Here is a 15,182-nt window from a genome sequence, read left to right as displayed (position 1 = left end):
AAGCTGGGGCGGGAGGGGTGTCAGTCGGCCTGGCCGGCGAGGGACAGGCCGCGGATGAACTGGCGCTGGGCGAAGAGGAAGGCAATCAGGAGGGGCAGAACGGACAGGGTGGCCATTGCCATCTGCGGGCCATAGTCGGTGACTGCGTCGGAGTTGACGAAGTCGACGACGCCGAACGGGATGGTGGCGGCGCGGTCACTGGTGAGGACGAACGACGGCCAGAAGTAGGCGTTCCAGGCGGCAGTGACGGTGAAGACGCCAAGGGACACGAGGGCCGGGCGGCTCGACGGGATCACCAACCGCAGGATGATCGCGGGGGTGCCGGCGCCGTCGAGTCGGGCGGCGTCGAACATCGAGCCCGGTAGGGACAGGAAGAACTGGCGCAACAGGTAGATCGAGAACGCGGAGCCGACGAACGGAAGGACGAGTGCTGGAAGGGCGTCTATCAGCCCGACTGCACGGAACATCAGGTAGACCGGGATCGCGACCACCTGGAACGGGATGAGGATGAGAACGCCGAGGAGCCAGACCGACAGGTCCCGTCCCCGATAGCGCAGCCGGGCCATCGCATACGCGGCGGGCACGCACACGACGACCTGCAGCAGAAATGTGCACACGCACACCAGGATCGAGTTGCGGTAGTACGTTCCCAACGGCACGCGGTCGGCGACCTGGGCGAAGTTGTCCAGCGTCGCGTTGTGCAGGTAGTTGCCCGCGAGGATGTCGGCGGTGGGGGTCACCGAACCAGCCAGCATCAGGGCTACGGGCAGGAGCATGTAGATGCCACCCACCGCGAGGGCGACGTGGCGGGAGATCTGACCGGCGGCCTTCACCGGGTTCCTCCTTCCTCGAGTCGCCGCGCGTAACCGGTTCGCTGAGCGGCGGTCACGAGAAGCGACAGGGCCAGCAGGGCGATCGACAGGACCGCGGCACGGCCGATGTCGAAGTAGTTCACGCCGCGGACCCAGATCATGTAGGTGAGGGTTTCGGTCGAACCGAGCGGACCGCCCTGCGTCATCGCCGCGATGACGTCATAGGCCTGTAGGGCCGATCCGACAGTCGTGATGAACGCGAAGATCGTGGTCGGGCCCAGCGCAGGCCAGGTCACGTGCCAGAACACATTCCACGATGCGGCGCCGTCGATGCGCGCACTGTCGAACTGATCGCGCGGAAGGCTACCCAGCGCGGCGAGGTAGAGGATCGCCACCAGTCCGATCTGATGCCAGTTGCCGACGATCGCGACCGCACCGAGTGCAAGATCGGGGTTGGCGAGCCAATCCCGCACCCCGAAGATTGGAGACAGGACGGTGTCCACGATGCCGGTGTCGGTGTGGAACATCCATCGCCACACCGCGCTCATCGCGACCAGCGTCGTCGCGACAGGCAGAAAGTAGACGCTGCGCCAGAACCCCTTGCCGTGCGTCAGTCCGTTCACGAGGAGAGCGACGCCCAGTCCGATCGTCATCGACGGAACAACGGTGAGCACGCCGTACACGACCGTGTTACGCAGGCTTCGGGCGAACTCGTCGTGGGCGATCTCGGTACGGAAGTTGTCCAGTCCGACATAGGTTCCCGCGCCGCTGACCAGGTTGATGTCGAAGAAGGCGAGAACTACGACGAGCACGATCGGTACCATGACGAACATCAGCGCAAGGACGCCCGCTGCGAGAAGCAGCAGATATGGGAGGGACCGCTGCCGCAGGGCTCTCACAGCTGATCCCGGTCGATGATCTCCGAAAGATGATCGCGCACAGCGCGATAGCGAGTCGGATCGGTGTTGACGATCGCGACGACAAGCGCGTCGACGACGGTGAGCGCGGCGAGCCTGCTCGTCCACGCGTCCACGCCGGTCCGCGCGGTCGAGGCACCGACAATCAGAGGATGGTCGGCCAGGTCCGCGAGCGGGGTCCCCACGAATGTGGTGATCGCGACAACGCGGGCCCCAACGGATTTCGCCGCCTGGGCGGTGGCGACAACCTGTTTGTAGCTACCACCGTGCAGAAACGCGACCAGGACATCATCCGGAGTCAGTCCCTCCGCACGGACACGCTGAATCTGGCCGTCCGCCGGGGCGTCCGCAGCGAGCCCGAGGTTGTTCAACCGGTAGGCGAGGTCGAGGGCGATCGGGGTGGTGAGCCCGGCACCGACCACCAAGGTGTGCCGAGCGGAGCGGAGCGCGGAAACGGCCGCGGCGAAGGATTCCACGGAAACGGAACCCGCCACGCCGTCGACCGCCGCCGCGGCGAGAGCGGAAACCGCGCGCAGCGTCTCGGCGGGGGTGTCGGAATCGCTGAGCACAGGCGCCCGCCCGAGTTGCTCCTCGGTGATCGCCAGAGCGATCGACAACTCCTGGTAACCACTGAAGCCCACGGTGCGGGCGAAACGGATGACGGTCATTGCGGATGTCTGAGCACGCTTGGCGAGCTGAGCGGCGGACGTGCCGATGATGCTCGCCGGGTCGGCCAGCACGACCTCCGCCACACGCCGTTCGGCGGCACCGAGCGACCCGAGATGCGCCTTGACCTGAGTGATGGCACGAATGCCGGGCGACGGGGATGTAGGAGAACTGCTCACAGGCCAAGACGGTAGAAGGCCCCGGTGAATGAAGTTACGGCGAAACATTAATGGCAGGTGAAATGTTACCGCGTATCAGGCGACCGTCGCGGCGGCACTCCGTCACATGCTCGCTGGACGATTCGACCCCATTCTCGATTGCGTCTTCGGCGGTATCGACCAGGCCCCGTAGCTGCCCGCGGGAACGCCGAGTATCGCCCATTCGGGGCCAAATCGAATCGCCACCTCCAGCACGAGCGGGCAGCGTCGACCGTCTGGCGCACCAATTCGACCGGTCGCCGCACACAGCGGTCACTCCGCGGGAGCGAACGCTGCGAGCTAGGTTACCTGTGACTACCCTCACACGTGCGAGAACCGTTGCCGTGACAGTTCCCGAGGGTCCGCCCGAGAGCTCGACCGAAAGAAGGCAAGCCGAGATGACGAGCAGTGCAACCGACGCCGCCCCCGAGGTGTACCCGCCCAGTGCCGAGTTCACGGCCAATGCCAATGCCGGGCCGGAGCTCCAGGTAGAGGCGGATCGCGACCGGCTCGCGTTCTGGGAAGCGCAGGCACGTCGGCTGGACTGGGTCACCCCGTGGACAGAGGTCCTCGACTGGTCGGACGCCCCCGTCGCGAAGTGGTTCGTCGGCGGCAGCCTGAACGTCGCTTACAACTGCGTCGACCGGCACGTACTCGCCGGCAACGGTGACCGGGTCGCGATCCACTTCGAAGGCGAGCCCGGCGACAGCCGTGACGTCACCTACAACGATCTACTCGCCGAAGTGAGCCGGGCGGCAAACACTTTCACCGACCTCGGCCTCGTCGCCGGCGACCGCGTCGCGATCTACATGCCGATGATCCCCGAGGCCATCGTGACGATGCTCGCGTGCGCCCGACTGGGACTGACCCACTCGGTGGTGTTCGCCGGATTCTCCGCGACCGCACTGCGCTCGCGCGTCGACGATGCCGAGGCCAAGCTCGTCGTCACCGTCGACGGGCAGTGGCGGCGCGGGCAGGCCGCCCCGCTCAAGCCGGCCGTCGACGAGGCGGTAACCGGGGCGGCATCCGTGCAGAACGTGCTGGTGGTCAAGCGCACCGGCATCGACGTCGACTTCACCGACGGTCGGGACCTGTGGTGGCACGAGACCGTCGAGAAGGCCTCCCCGGAACACGCGGCACAGCCCTTCGACGCGGAGCACCCACTGTTCATCCTCTACACCTCCGGTACCACCGGTAAGCCCAAGGGCATCATCCACACCTCCGGCGGCTACCTGACGCAGGCGTCGTACACCCACCACAACGTCTTCGACCACAAGGCCGGCGAGGACGTCTACTGGTGCACCGCCGACATCGGCTGGGTCACCGGACATTCCTACATCGTGTACGGCCCGCTCTCGAACGGTGTCACGCAGGTCGTCTACGAGGGCACCCCCAACTCCCCCGACGAGCACCGCCACTTCCAGATCATCGAAAAGTACGGCGTCAGCATCTACTACACCGCGCCCACACTGGTCCGCACATTCATGAAGTGGGGCAGGGAAATTCCCGACGCGCACGACCTGTCGTCGATCCGCCTGCTCGGTAGCGTCGGCGAGCCCATCAATCCGGAAGCGTGGCGCTGGTTCCGCGACGTCATCGGCGGCGACAAGGCCCCGATCGTCGACACGTGGTGGCAGACCGAGACCGGCGCGATCATGATCTCCCCGCTGCCCGGCCTCACCGCCACCAAGCCCGGGTCGGCGATGGCACCGCTGCCCGGCATCTCCGCGAAGATCGTCGACGACGAGGCCCGCCCGCTCGGCCCCGGCGGCAGCGGCTATCTCGTGCTCGACGAGCCGTGGCCGGCGATGCTGCGCGGGATCTGGGGCGATATGGACCGCTACCGCGACACCTACTGGTCCCGGTACGCCGAGGAGGGCTGGTACTTCGCCGGAGACGGCGCCAAGTACGACGAGGACGGCGCACTGTGGGTCCTGGGCCGCGTCGATGACGTCATGAACGTCTCCGGGCACCGAATCTCGACCTCCGAGGTGGAGTCGGCCTTGGTCGGGCACCACGCCGTTGCCGAGGCCGCTGTGGTCGGCGCCGCCGACGAGACCACCGGTCAGGGCATCGTCGCGTTCGTCATCCTGCGAGAGGGCAGCGAAAACACGGGCGAGACTCTGATCGCCGAACTGCGGGCCCAGGTGTCCACCGAGATCAGCCCCATCGCGAAGCCGCGCCAGATCACCGTGGTGCCCGAGCTACCCAAGACGCGTTCCGGCAAGATCATGCGCCGGCTGCTGCGCGACGTCGCGGAAGGCCGCGACCTCGGTGACACCTCGACACTGGTCGACCCCAAGGTGTTCGACGCGATCCGCGGCAAGTAGTTCCCCGGCTCGGCCGATCAGGACGAGCTGAAGACGGTGCCCCATCCGGCGTTCTGCGGGTGGGGCACCGTCGTCGATGCGGGGCTCCCGAACTCGAGCCGGATCACGCCGTATCGCTCGAACACCCCGAACGCGAGCCACCTCGGATACCGATCCTTCCTGCAGGTCAGGACGTTGACGCCACGCACAGGGGTAGCGTGACGGAAGGTGAGCGGAAGTTGAGGGTCACGGATGGTGTCCGCCGTGCGGGGCAAGGTCGGCAACCTGCCTCTGGATCTGACAAGTTTCGTCGGTCGCCGCAACGAGGTGACCGAAGCGAGACGACTCCTCTCTGCGTCGCGTCTGGTGACACTGACCGGCACCGGCGGCGTCGGCAAGACCCGGCTCGCACTTCGGGTCGCGGCCGACTCCCAACGGGCGTTCGACGACGGAGTGTGGTTCGTCGAGTTCGGCGAACAGCGCGATCCGCAGCTCGTCGCCGATACCGTCGCAGCAACCCTCAGACTGCGTGAACAGTCGACGAATCCGCCGCTGCAGGTGCTCACCGACTACCTCGCTGCCAGGAAGGTCCTGCTCGTACTCGACAACTGCGAGCACCTCATCGACGCCGCGGCCAAGCTCGCCGAGACCCTGTTGCGGACCTGTCCAGAACTGCGGATCCTGGCGACGAGCCGCGAACCACTCGTGATCAGCGGGGAAACCATACTGCGGGTGCCGCCGTTGACGCTGCCCGAGCCCGACGACGAGCCGACATCGCTGAGCGGCCTCGCACAGTACGAGGCGGTGACCCTGTTCACCGAGCGCGCCGCAGCCGCAGTACCTGGATTCGAACTCGCCGAGGACAACAAGGACACCGTCGCCCAGATCTGCCGACAACTCGACGGACTGCCGCTGCCCATCGAACTCGCAGCCGCGCGGCTGCGCGCAATGACGGCCGACCAGATTCTCGAACGCCTCACCGACCGGTACCGGCTGCTGACGGTGGGGAGCCGGGCGGCACCGAATCGCCAGCAGACACTACGGATGTCCATCGACTGGAGCCACGAACTGTGCACCGAGACCGAGCAGGAACTGTGGCGGCGGCTCGCGGTGTTCGCCCAGGGATTCGAACTCGACGCGGCCGAGGGGATCGCGGCCGGCGACCTCACCCCGGACGCCCTGCTCGACGTCATCGCCTCGCTGGTCGACAAGTCGATACTCATTCGCGAGGAATCGGCCGGCATAGTGCGGTATCGGCTGCTCGAGACGTTGCGCGACTACGGCCTCGAGCGGCTCGAGACGGCCGGGGAGTTCGGCCGGCTGCGCCGACGGCACCGGGACTGGCACGAGCAGTTGGCGTTGCATGCGGAGACTGAGTGGATCGGGCCGCGGCAGCACGAGTGGATCGCCCGTCTGTGCCGTGAGCGGGCCAATCTGCGCGCCGCCCTCGAGTTCTGCGTCGAGCAACCGGACGAGGCCGAGCACGGCCTGCGCATCGCCAACGCCCTGTATCTGGTCTGGCTGTCCCGCGGGCTGCTCAGCGAGGGTCGGCTGTGGCTCGAGCGGACCCTCGACGCGCAGGGCGGCGAGCCCACACTCGAACGCGTCCGGGCCTTGTGTGCGGCGACGCTGATGGCCGGCAGTCAGGGCGACATCGACGCAGGTGCGACGCTGGTCGCGCAGGCCCGCACCACCGCGAACCTCCTCGCTGACCCCGAAGCCGATACGGCCGTCACCCACGCCGAGGGCTATCTCGCGATCTTCCGGGGCGATCTGCCTCACGCCGTCCACTGCCTGAGCAGCATCCTCGACACGGCCCGGGCGGGAACCGACCTGCTCCGGCTGATCTCGACGCTGTTGGGACTGGCGATGGCGTCCACCCTCCTCGGTGAGACCGCACGGACGCTCGACTACGCCGAGGAAGCGCTCACTATCACGCAGGTACGCCACGAATCGGTGTACCGGGCGTATGCGCTGACCATTCTCGGGCTCGCACTCTGGCGGACCGAACCGGAGCGCGCACGGGATCTGTTCGGACAGGGTTTGCGCCTGAGCGCAGACGTCGACAACACGCTCGGCTCGGCGACGTGCGTCGAGGCGCTGGCCTGGCTCGCTGCCGAGACCGCCGACCACCAGCGGTCCGCCATGCTGATCGGGGCCGCGGAATCGCTGTGGCTGACCGTCGGCCACCAGGGTGTGGTGGTGCTGACCACACTGCGCGAACACCACGACGAGTGCGAGAACCTGACCCGTCGGGCCCTCAGCGACCGCGCCTACGAGAGCGCGGTCCGTCAGGGTGCCGGGCTGAGCCTCCGCGAGATCGTCACATACGCCGTCGACGAGCAGCTCCCCCAGGCGCGGCCCGCGACGGCTCGCGCAGCCACCGATCTCACTCCGCGCGAGCAGGAGGTCGCCGACCTCGTCGCGCAGGGCCTGACCAACAAGGCGATCGCCGAACAACTGGTGATCTCGCAGCGAACCGCCCAGGGCCACGTCGAGCACGTACTGGCGAAACTGGGCTTCAACTCACGGACCCAAATCGCCGCCTGGGTCGTTGAGCAGGGACAACAGGGCACCGACGACGTGATGTGAGCGGATTCGGGTACCCGTCCGCGTGGAAACAGGTATGGCGAAACAGGTATATGTTCCGGTATTTCTGCCGTCGTCTGACCGTCCCCGACGCGGGAGTGTGGGACTCGAACAAGCCTACTTCCCGAAGTCGAGGTATTCCGATGCAGCTTCAAGAGTCACCGATCACCACGCACGTGAGGGACCGCTTCGCCATCCGTCGCTGCGACCGCTGCGAAGCCCTGCTCGCGCCCGACGCATCGACATGTTCGTCGTGCGCCGGCACCGAGCTGTCGCGAGTACCGTCGTCGGGCACCGGATCGATCGTGTCCTGGACGGTCGTCGAAGTCTCGCAGAGCCGCACGAGCGCCGACATCACGCCGTTCACCATCGCGATCGTCGCGCTCGACGACGGTCCGTGGACCTACGCCTGGATCGAGGGAACACTCCCGGACGAGTCGTCGGGCAAGATCCGCGTCCGGTACGACCGAATGATCTCCGGTGAGCCCTACCCGCTGTTCGTGCACCAGGACGCGTAGGAAACGGCTGCCCGATCCTGTCGACGGCCTCGACTACCTGACACTGTCGACGGCCTCGACTACCTGACACTGTCGACGGCCTCGACTACCTGACACTGTCGACGGCCTCGACTATCTGACACTGTCGACGGCCTCGACTATCTGACACTGTCGAGCGATTCGTCCTTCGTCTCGCGCATCACCAGCAATGAGGCGAACGTCAGCGCCGAGGCGATCAGCAGGTAGATACCGACCCATCCGACACCGTGCTTCTCGGCAAGCCACGTCGCGATGAACGGGGCCACGGCAGCGCCCAGGATGCTCGCGGTGTTGTACGCGATTCCCGAACCCGTGTAGCGGACGTTCGTGGGGAACAGCTCCGGGAGGACCGCGCTCATCGGTCCGAACGTCAGCCCCATCAGTAGCATGCCGATGATCAGGAAGCCCAGCATGCGGGCATCGGTCATGCCGTCCGGGTCGAGCATGACGCCGAAGCCGAGTCCGAAAACCATCATCGCGGCGGTGATGACAAGCAGGGTGATGCGGCGCCCGAATCGATCGGCTAGCCATCCTGCGACCGGCACCGAGGCTGCGAAGAACACGACGGCGACCAGCTGAAGTACCAGGAAGTCGCGGTACTGGAACCCCGCTCCGTGTCCACCGTCGGCGGCGGTCTTACCGGTGCCGTAGCTCAGGACCCACGTAGTCATGATGTAAAAGAGCGTGTATGTCGCCAACATGACGAACGTGCCGATGATCAACTGCCGCCAGCTGGTCTTGAACACCTCTGCGAGCGGAGTCTTGACCTTCTCGCCGTTCGCGACGGCGCGGGCGAACACCGGCGTCTCCTCGAGCTTGAGGCGTACGTACAGGCCGACCATCACCATCGCCGCGCTGAGCAGGAACGGGATGCGCCAGCCCCACGAGAGGAAAGCACTGTCCAGATCCGGTGACGCACTGCTGGTGTAGCCGAGAGCGAGCGTGATCAGCAGGAACAGCCCGTTCGCGAGGAAGAAGCCGATCGGGGCACCGAGCTGCGGCCACATAGCCGCCCATGCCCGTTTACCGCTCTTCGCTGTCTCGGTCGCCAGCAGTGCTGCGCCCGACCACTCACCGCCGAGCCCGAGACCCTGACAGAACCGCATCAACGCAAGCAGCGCGGGCGCCCACAGCCCCACCTGGACGTAGGTGGGCAGCAGGCCGATCAGGAACGTCGCGATGCCCATCGTGAGCAGGGAACCCACGAGTGTGACTTTGCGGCCGATACGGTCACCGAAGTGGCCGAAAAGGATGGATCCGACCGGCCGGGCGACGAACGCAAGACCGAATGTCGCAAACGAGGCGAGCAGTGCCGTCGTGTCGTTGCCCTTGGGGAAGAACAGGTGCGGGAACACCGAGACCGCCGCGGTGGCATAGATATAGAAGTCGTAGAACTCGATCGAAGTGCCGACCATGCTCGCCACGACGACGCGGCTGCGGGGAACGCCACCCACGGTCGCCGAATCCGGCGAGTCCGCGTCCACCAGCTCACCGGCGGATCCGCGGTCGGCGGATTCCACACCTCTGCTCACGTGACAATCTCCTGCTCCCGCGTCTCGCGCGGCACTCGAATTTCCCGGAAAGGTTCCCAGAGGTTCCATTGAGTGGAACTCCATCCCAAACCTCAGGAATTGAACACGCCGCGGAGTTGGCGCCGCAAGCCGACGACTACCGACTGAGCGGTTGCAAAGAATACGTTAAGATCTACGGGGAGTGCCGGGAAGCCTGGTCGGCGATGTGTTTGCGATACCCCGACAAGATCCCAGGTGAGAGGCACTCCTTGATCGCCCCCAATCGATCCGAACTCGCTCGCTTCCTACGCACCGAGACGGTAGGCGGATCGATCCTGCTCATCGCTGGAGCGACCGCCATTCTGTGGGCAAACTCTCCTTTGTCCGCCTCGTACAGCGCGCTGCGGGACTGGCAGGTGGGTCCGGGCGCACTGCACCTCAATCTCAGCCTCGGCACGTGGGCGCAGGACGGCCTGCTCGCAGTCTTCTTCTTCGTCGCCGGGCTCGAGCTCAAACGCGAACTCGTCGTCGGTGAACTGGCCGACCGCAAGAGGGCGCTGCTGCCGATCATCGCCGCTTTGGGCGGTGTGCTCGTGCCCGCGCTGATTGCCGCCGTGATCGGTGCCGGTACCCCGGGAATGGATCGCGGGTGGGCCATCCCCGTGGCGACCGACATCGCGTTCGCGCTCGGCGTCCTTGCGCTGACCGGCTCCCGCATCCCGGCTGGCGCCCGGGTCTTCCTACTCAGCCTGGCCGTCGTCGACGACCTGCTCGCAATGGTCCTGATCGCGGTGCTGTTCACCAGTTCGATCGCGATGATGTGGGTCCTCAGCGCGATCGCGTGCATGGCGGCCTACTGGTACGCCCAGCACAAGCGAATCACGACGCCGCTGCTCTACGTACCCCTTGCGTTCCTGACCTGGTACAGCGTTCACGAAGCCGGTATCCACGCGACCCTCGCAGGCGTCGCACTCGGCCTGCTCACCCGGGTTCGCCGCGATGCCGGCGAAGACCTCGCGCCGGCGAGCCGGCTCGAGCACCGGATCCAGCCGTACTCGGCGACCCTGTGTGTGCCACTGTTCGCACTGTTCGCCTCGGGGGTCCCCATCAACGGCCACGTCCTGGGACAGATCTTCACCAACCCGATCGGGCTTTCGGTGGTCGTCGGGCTGCTGGTCGGAAAGACCGTGGGCATCTTCGGTGTCTCGTGGCTCGCGATCCGCCTCGGCATCGCCACCAAGCCACGTCAACTGGGCTTGCGCGATATGTTCGCCCTGTCGGTGCTCGGCGCGATCGGCTTCACCGTTAGCCTTCTGATAGCCGATCTCGCCCTCGCGGGAGTCGGCGACGGCAGCGAGGCAGACATCGCGAAGGCCGCAGTCCTCATCACGTCGTTGACTGCGTCCCTGATCGGATCGGCGCTACTGTTGCGACGCGGACGGATTCATCACGCCCGCAAAACCACCGCGGGCGCGTAGGAAGACACGTGCCAGAGCTACCTGGAGGGGTCGAGAAGTGAGCTTCACCAACGGCAATGGAGTCCCGGGAGACAGCAGTCGACACACCGGCGACGGGGTGCCCACGTCCATCTCCTCGATTCCGCTCACCGACATCCACAACCCGGAGTCGGCATCGATCGGCATGCTCGTCCGCGACGCGACCGCACAGGTATCGACCCTGTTCCGCGCCGAAGTGGAGCTGGCGAAGGCCGAGATCACCGGCGAGGTCAAGAAGGGCCTGCAGGGCAGCCTGTTCTTTGTCCTCGCGCTGGCGGTGCTGGTGTTCAGCGCGTTCTTCTTCTTCTTCTTCCTCGCTGAACTGCTGAGCGTCTGGCTGGATCGGTGGGCGTCGTTCCTCATCGTGTTCGTGCTGATGCTCGTGGTCACCGGCGTTCTCGCACTGTTCGGCTATCTGCGGGTCCGCCGCCTGCGCGCGCCGAACAAGACCATCGATTCGCTCAAGCAGGCCGCAACGGTGCTACCGGGTCAGCATCCGGACGCGCGTTCCCCGCTGGGCGCCAGGTCCGGTTCTGCCCGCGAGTGACTCAGCCCGATCCGTCCACGGTCCGTTTCGACGGTCCGTGGACGCACCGTGACATTCATGCCAATGGCATCCGCCTCCACACCGTCGAAACCGGTCCCGCGCGCGCCGACGCACCACTCGTCGTGCTCCTGCACGGGTTCGCGGACTTCTGGTGGTCGTGGCGCAACCAACTGACGCCACTCGCGGACGCCGGGTTCCGGACGGTCGCGGTCGACCTGCGCGGCTACGGGGACACCGATACTCCTCCCCGCGGCTACGACGGATGGACTCTGGCCGGTGACATCGCCGGGCTGATCCGGGCGATGGGGCACAACAACGCCACGCTGATCGGGCACGCCGACGGCGGCTTGGTCTGCTGGGCGACGGCACTGCTGCATCCGACGCTGGTCAAATCCATCGCGTTGGTCAGCTCGCCTCATCCGATCGCGTTGCGGCAGGCTGTCGTGCACGACGGCCGTCAGCGGGCAGCGCTGCTGCCGACGTTCCTCGATTATCAGGTGCCGTGGCGCCCCGAGCGACGTCTGGTCCGACACGACGGCGCGGAGGTGGAGCGTCTGCTGCGGGCCCGCTCCGGACCCGCGTGGCCGCAGTCGACCGGCTTCGACCAGGTGGCCCGACGGTTACGATCCGCAATCCAGATCCCCGGTGTCGCGCACTCTGCACTGGAGTACCAGCGCTGGGCGTTCCGCAGTCAGTTCCGGCCCGACGGACGCCGGTTCATGGCGGCGATGGACCACCGACTGCAGATCCCGGCGCTACAGATCCACGGCGAACTCGACCCGTATGTGCTCACCGGAACCCTGGAGCGATGCACCGAATTCGCCCCACAGCAGCAGTTGCACCTCGTCGCCGGTGTCGGGCACTTCGCGCACCAGGAAGCCCCCGACGAGGTAACCGCCGAGCTGACGCGGTTCGCGCTCGCGTCCCGGTGAGATATCCCCCGAGATGACTTGACCGGCGGCAGCGTCAGACGATGCACACCCCGGTGCCTACCGACGCCGACGACTGCTTCGCCTGGTCGAGCTGGCGGGAGACCTCGCTGGCGGTGAGCACGAAACCGGTGTCGCTGTCGTCGACGGCCGCACCGAACACCACGCCCAGCACCTGGCCCCGGTCGTCGACCAGCGGCCCGCCCGAGTTGCCCTGGCGGATCGAGCCGCGCACGGTGTAGACCTCGCGTTCGACGGTGTCGGACCGGTAGATGTCGGGGCCGCGGAGGTCGAGTACCTCGCGGATCCGGGCGGCGCTGGCGGTGTACGGGCCGCCGCCGGGGTACCCGAGCACTATCGCGTTGTCACCGGTGCGCGCCTGCTTCGGTGCGAACCTCAGTGGCTCGGCCGTCAGACCCGGCACATCGAGGACGGCGATATCGACGGCCGGATCGAACAGCACGACGCGGGCGTCGAGCGGGCCGTCAGCCGTGTCGACAGTGACCGAGGACGTGCCGGCCACGACGTGCGCGTTGGTCATGACCCGCTCAGGTTCCACCACGAAACCGGAGCCCTCGAGCGCCTTCTGGCAGCTCGGTGCGACCCCGCGGATTCGTAGCACGCTCGGCTGCAGCTGCCGCGCGATCGGGCTCGCAAGGACACTGCCGTCGGGCGGGGAGACGTCGGTGATCGGGGTGCGCCCGAACGGACCGATCACGTCAGGCAGACCCGACGTGTCGAGGAGTGCGGAGAACTCGCTGGGCACCCGCCGCAGCCAGTCGGGGGCGACATCGTCGACGGTGCTGAGCACCTTCGACCCGCGTACCGCGGTAGCTACGTTGACCTGGGTCGATGTGGTCAGCGGGATCGCGAGCAGCCACGCGGCCACCAGCACCGCAACCAGTTGCAGGCCGGCGCCGACAAAGCTGTCGACGGACCGCGCGGCCGGGCTGTGCATGCCACTGCGTGCCGCTCGGCCGAGGACCATTCCCGCGACCTCACCGACGATCACCAGTACGACGATGAGAGCGACACCCGCGAGTACCCGCATCCGGCCCTCGTCGACGTGGACGAGCACGTGCGGGGCGATCAGGATGCCGGCGACGGCGCCGAGCACGACGCCGAGGAAGGCCAGTGCCGACGCGACTGCGCCGTGCCGCCATCCGGACGACGCGGCAAGTAGCGCGACCAGTACCACTGCCACATCGAGCCAAGCGGATCCGGTCAACGCTCCCCCACTCCTCTGTGTACCGATCCGCGCCCGTGCGCCGATTCGCGATGGCCGGTGTCGTCGACGTCCACCTCGACCTCAGCCAGCGTGACATCCAGATCACGGACGTCACGGTGATCCCACTCGAGCTCCCAGCCGGATACCACCAGGAGGCCGGCAAGAACGCCGGCAGTGAAACCCCACACCAGCATTCCGTCCACCTGGAAGGCCGGCCCCTGGTAGCCGGCGCGATGCCGGACCTGGAATCGATTGTCCGGGTCGATAAGTTCCCGCACGGGCACCCGCACCACCCGTTCGGCCTCGGCAGGATCGACGACGCCGACGGGGCTGGGATCGCGCCAGTACGCGAGCACCGGGGTGACCTCGAAACCGGACGGCGGAATGAAGATCTGCGGCAGGGTCGCGAGCGGCTGGACCCCGGCGCGGTCGAGCCCGGTCTCCTCCTCGGCCTCGCGCAGCGCGGTATCGACGGGACCGTCGTCCTCCGGGTCTGCGGCACCGCCGGGGAACGCGACCTGCCCGCCGTGCTGACGCATCGTCGACGCCCGCTGTGTCAGCAGGACGTCGGCGTCAGCGGGAAGTCCCCCTACCGCGAGCGGGTCGGAATCGTGGGAGCCGCCGAACAGCACCAGGACGGACGCCGGACGTGCCGACGTCCCAGCAGGCGAGCGCCGGTTGAGAATCGGATTGACGCGGTTGGGGTCGGCAGGGACGGTGCTGGTCACCGCGCGGAGCCACTCGGGTGCACCGTCCGGCTGCAGATGCAGGCTCATACGGCGACCCCGAGGTGCTGCTGAACTGCATCGGCGATTTCGTCGACGCTGCGGAAGGACTGCGGCAGGATCTTCGCGACGGTGCCGTCGGCGCGGATCAGCACCGACACCGGCAGCACCGCCGGAGACCCGACCGCCGTCTGCACCCGCGCGGAGCCGTCCTGGACACCGGGCAGGTGCACGCCGTACTCGGCCAGGCGGGCCAGCGCGTTTCGCTCATTTGGATCGGTGTGCACCGTCAGAACGGTAACCGCGTCGCCCGCCCGATCCGAATACTGCTGCAGATACGGCAGTTCCTCGCGGCACGGCCCACACCAGTAGGCCCACAGGTTCAGCAGGACCGGCTTGCCGGCAAGCGCTGCCGCAAGGTCGACGCGACTGCCGTCGCCGACGCACTCGAGCGTGATGCCCTTCAAGACGGAGGCGTCGGGGGCTGGCCCGGTGGGAGCCGGACACGGCCCGAGCGCCGCATCGGCCCGAGCCGCCGCCAACGCCTCCGGAGTATCTGCTTGCCGGCGTTCCTGCTGCGCCGTCGGACGATTCGAGCCGGGGTAGTCGCCGACGTCCACGGTCTCGTCGCCACCACGCGGCCAGATCGCGACGATCAACGCAGCCACCACCACCAGTGCGGCCAAACTCCACCGCGCACCACTCGACATTCGCATCCTG

14 protein-coding genes are annotated in these 15,182 nt (G+C 67.0%); 6 read left to right on the top strand and 8 right to left on the bottom strand.

The window, feature by feature from the left end:
- Positions 1-20: 20 nt before the first annotated feature.
- The 3 genes from ERC79_RS14310 to ERC79_RS14300 are packed head-to-tail and all read right to left on the bottom strand — an operon-like array spanning position 21 to position 2,574.
- Positions 21-833: a carbohydrate ABC transporter permease gene (locus ERC79_RS14310; RefSeq protein ID WP_131579121.1), complete on the bottom strand. Its 813-nt coding sequence runs from the start codon at positions 831-833 to the stop codon at positions 21-23.
- On the bottom strand, positions 830-1,711 hold the full coding sequence (locus ERC79_RS14305; protein ID WP_131579120.1) for a sugar ABC transporter permease: 882 nt from the start codon (positions 1,709-1,711) through the stop codon (positions 830-832). The genes ERC79_RS14310 and ERC79_RS14305 overlap by 4 nt, the downstream gene beginning before the upstream one ends.
- Positions 1,708-2,574 carry a MurR/RpiR family transcriptional regulator gene (locus ERC79_RS14300; protein WP_165497130.1) on the bottom strand — a complete coding sequence of 289 codons (867 nt, stop codon included), beginning with the start codon at positions 2,572-2,574 and terminating at the stop codon, positions 1,708-1,710. The genes ERC79_RS14305 and ERC79_RS14300 overlap by 4 nt, the downstream gene beginning before the upstream one ends.
- A 416-nt stretch (positions 2,575-2,990) precedes the next feature.
- On the opposite strand from ERC79_RS14300, the gene acs reads away from it, so the two are divergent.
- Complete coding sequence (gene acs / locus ERC79_RS14295; RefSeq protein ID WP_131579118.1) at positions 2,991-4,922, top strand: acetate--CoA ligase; 1,932 nt, start codon at positions 2,991-2,993, stop codon at positions 4,920-4,922.
- A 17-nt stretch (positions 4,923-4,939) separates the two neighbouring features.
- On the opposite strand, the gene ERC79_RS23120 is transcribed toward acs, so the two are convergent.
- Positions 4,940-5,110 (bottom strand): hypothetical protein, encoded by a 171-nt coding sequence (locus ERC79_RS23120; protein WP_165497129.1) that lies wholly within the window; start codon positions 5,108-5,110, stop codon positions 4,940-4,942.
- Between the two features lie 43 nt (positions 5,111-5,153).
- Between ERC79_RS23120 and ERC79_RS14290 the strand changes: the two genes are divergently transcribed.
- The gene (locus tag ERC79_RS14290) at positions 5,154-7,493 is read left to right on the top strand and encodes a LuxR C-terminal-related transcriptional regulator (RefSeq protein WP_131579117.1); all 2,340 of its coding nucleotides are present in this window, start codon (positions 5,154-5,156) and stop codon (positions 7,491-7,493) included.
- Positions 7,494-7,633: 140 nt separating this feature from the next.
- Positions 7,634-8,008 carry an OB-fold domain-containing protein gene (locus ERC79_RS14285; RefSeq protein WP_131579116.1) on the top strand — a complete coding sequence of 125 codons (375 nt, stop codon included), beginning with the start codon at positions 7,634-7,636 and terminating at the stop codon, positions 8,006-8,008.
- Positions 8,009-8,145: 137 nt separating this feature from the next.
- Here ERC79_RS14285 and ERC79_RS14280 read toward each other — a convergent pair whose 3' ends face one another.
- Positions 8,146-9,513 carry an MFS transporter gene (locus tag ERC79_RS14280; protein WP_131581142.1) on the bottom strand — a complete coding sequence of 456 codons (1,368 nt, stop codon included), beginning with the start codon at positions 9,511-9,513 and terminating at the stop codon, positions 8,146-8,148.
- 293 nt (positions 9,514-9,806) lie between these two features.
- Here ERC79_RS14280 and nhaA point away from each other — a divergent pair, with 293 nt between their 5' ends.
- The 3 genes from nhaA to ERC79_RS14265 are packed head-to-tail and all read left to right on the top strand — an operon-like array spanning position 9,807 to position 12,512.
- Positions 9,807-11,015: a Na+/H+ antiporter NhaA gene (nhaA, locus tag ERC79_RS14275; RefSeq protein WP_131579115.1), complete on the top strand. Its 1,209-nt coding sequence runs from the start codon at positions 9,807-9,809 to the stop codon at positions 11,013-11,015.
- A 37-nt stretch (positions 11,016-11,052) separates the two neighbouring features.
- Positions 11,053-11,580: a phage holin family protein gene (locus ERC79_RS14270; RefSeq protein ID WP_131579114.1), complete on the top strand. Its 528-nt coding sequence runs from the start codon at positions 11,053-11,055 to the stop codon at positions 11,578-11,580.
- The gene (locus ERC79_RS14265) at positions 11,577-12,512 is read left to right on the top strand and encodes an alpha/beta hydrolase (protein WP_131579113.1); all 936 of its coding nucleotides are present in this window, start codon (positions 11,577-11,579) and stop codon (positions 12,510-12,512) included. Before ERC79_RS14270 ends, ERC79_RS14265 begins: the two co-directional genes overlap by 4 nt.
- A gap of 34 nt (positions 12,513-12,546) precedes the next feature.
- Here ERC79_RS14265 and marP read toward each other — a convergent pair whose 3' ends face one another.
- The 3 genes from marP to ERC79_RS14250 are packed head-to-tail and all read right to left on the bottom strand — an operon-like array spanning position 12,547 to position 15,178.
- Positions 12,547-13,737, bottom strand: coding sequence for an acid resistance serine protease MarP (gene marP / locus ERC79_RS14260; RefSeq protein WP_131579112.1), 1,191 nt, complete (start codon positions 13,735-13,737; stop codon positions 12,547-12,549).
- On the bottom strand, positions 13,734-14,513 hold the full coding sequence (locus ERC79_RS14255; protein ID WP_131579111.1) for a CoA pyrophosphatase: 780 nt from the start codon (positions 14,511-14,513) through the stop codon (positions 13,734-13,736). Before ERC79_RS14255 ends, marP begins: the two co-directional genes overlap by 4 nt.
- Positions 14,510-15,178 (bottom strand): TlpA disulfide reductase family protein, encoded by a 669-nt coding sequence (locus ERC79_RS14250; protein WP_131579110.1) that lies wholly within the window; start codon positions 15,176-15,178, stop codon positions 14,510-14,512. Before ERC79_RS14250 ends, ERC79_RS14255 begins: the two co-directional genes overlap by 4 nt.
- Positions 15,179-15,182: the final 4 nt, after the last annotated feature.

Source organism: Rhodococcus sp. ABRD24, assembly GCF_004328705.1.
Lineage (GTDB): Bacteria > Actinomycetota > Actinomycetes > Mycobacteriales > Mycobacteriaceae > Prescottella.
The sequence above is the reverse complement of the archived record's forward strand: the minus strand, read 5'-3'. Positions and strand labels throughout refer to the sequence as shown.